This is a genomic window from Methanophagales archaeon (assembly GCA_021159465.1).
Taxonomy (GTDB): Archaea; Halobacteriota; Syntropharchaeia; order Alkanophagales; family Methanospirareceae; genus G60ANME1.
This window is the reverse complement of sequence record JAGGRR010000160.1, coordinates 1-1,935: the sequence shown is the minus strand read 5'-3', so window position 1 is coordinate 1,935 and position 1,935 is coordinate 1. Positions and strand designations below refer to the sequence as shown.

Annotated in this window: 2 protein-coding genes; one reads left to right on the top strand and one right to left on the bottom strand. The window is 39.2% G+C overall.

The window, feature by feature from the left end; genetic code table 11:
- Window positions 1–300: 300 nt before the first annotated feature.
- Window positions 301–1,374: an IS110 family transposase gene (locus tag J7J01_07090; GenBank protein ID MCD6210637.1), complete on the bottom strand. Its 1,074-nt coding sequence runs from the start codon at window positions 1,372–1,374 to the stop codon at window positions 301–303.
- A gap of 281 nt (window positions 1,375–1,655) precedes the next feature.
- Between J7J01_07090 and J7J01_07085 the strand changes: the two genes are divergently transcribed.
- The coding region (locus J7J01_07085) for a nucleotidyltransferase domain-containing protein (protein ID MCD6210636.1) at window positions 1,656–1,935 on the top strand (280 nt) is incomplete at its 3' end.

Sequence of the window (1,935 nt, the reverse complement as noted above, 5' to 3'; positions counted from 1 at the left end):
TCTTTACCGCCACTACGATTATGCTCACTTATCTATCTCGCATCCGTTATTTCTTTTATTTTTGGTTACGAAAAAGTTCTCATTGAACTATTCCGCACCAGTCACCCATCAGGATCAAGGCAGTATATGCACTTTGCCCTGCCGCCTAAAGCGGACCAGAAAATCTTGGTACCCTACCATGTCCAAACAAAAACAATCTCACAGACCTTTTGGCTCTTATGTCCAACCCCTTCTGGCTCATGGTACAGGCGAAATAGTAAACTGTTCATAATCATGTGGCAGGTTGCGACAGATTACCAATCAGATCTCCTGGCTTTTTACCAACCCCCTCCTCGGTTCACTGCCGCAACCTTCTCTTCTACCAAATACTTTCTCTACCTTGAATACCTCTCGATCTCTCATTACATAGTAACACGCTCTTGCTATCTTATTTGCTAATGCCTTAGTGGCTACAATCTGGTTGGTCTTTGCCATCTTCCTTTGGTAGAACTTTTTAGCTTCTGGACAATACCTCTTTGCAAAATTAGCTGCTTCTACATATGCCCATCCCAAGTATTTATTGCCATTTTTACGGTTGCCTTCCCCTTTCTTCTTGTTGTTTGTTATATACTCACTCTTCACGCATCGGCAATATGAGGAATAGTTCCCGACCTTCGCAAATCTCCGGATATCTCCTGTCTCAAGCATGATCGTCAAAGCTAATATCTTCCCTATCCCCGGCGCAGTCAAAAGCTTCTCATACTCTTCCCTCAATTTTACTCTTTTTAATACCGCTTTTTCTATCTCTCCTATCTTTTTACTTAGAAACCGAATTACTGCTATGTTTGTCTCGCCCGATAAAATTAGGCACTCTTCGTCTAAAAGTCGCTTAACATCTTCTACTTCTAGCTTCTTGATGTCATTGCAAGATATTTTTACTGCTGTGTTCCGAGTAATAAGACTCTGGAAGCTTAAGATGTGGCTGGTTCTCTGTCTGATAAGTATTAGTCGCCTTCTCAATAAGTCTCTCACCGGTCGTTCTTCTTTTGGATAGATATAACCTTCCGGCAATATCCCCAGCTTTAGAAGCTGTGCTAGAAAAAATGCTTCTCTTACATCATCTGAATACTTTAACCCTTCGTACTGCTTAATTGCTGAAGGATTAGCAAGATGAACTTTGTATCCTTCCTCCATGAGTCCATCTACTAACCAATACCAGTTGTAAGTAGATTCTACCACTATACCCACAATATCTTCCCGGAACGGCTCCAGATTTGATAAGACAGTAGGTAAATGGTTTGGCAACTTCTTCTTAAATATTCGCTCTTCATCCTCATTTATGATACCATAATAACCGTTGTTTGAATGTAAATCTACACCCGTAAAAAGGCCCATGGCTTCCTCCTTTCTTTTTGACTGCGATTTTACTTTTTGAAATCGCATTTTACAGGACTTTTTACCGGTGATAACCTTTTATATGATTATCAGGTCTCTGTCGTGCAATGAATCATGCGTCAGATCTGTTCCACTTAGTAAGTGGGAAGATGGGCTATGCAGTTATCCTGTTTTATAGCACATACGCATCATCCAAGAGTTGTAAGTTTATAGAGTTTGGTGAGTTATTATCCTTCTTGTGCCAGTCTCAGAAAATGATATACTAAAAAGCAAAAGGGCTTATGCTTAAAAGGATAGATAAAGTTAGTAAAAAGGCCATTGAGGAAACTATAAGGGAAGTGTTGAAAAAACATAAGGAGATTTTGTTTGCTTATCTTCATGGTTCTTTTGTTAAGAAAAATACCTTCCATGATATTGATGTAGCTGTTTACCTGGAGAAAATGCCTGTATCTGTTTTAGAATATGAGCTTGAGATGGAGACAGAACTGATGAAAGCTTTAAGAAAATATACAATTGATGTAAGGGTTTTAAATGGTGCGCCTCTTTCTTTTAAATACAATG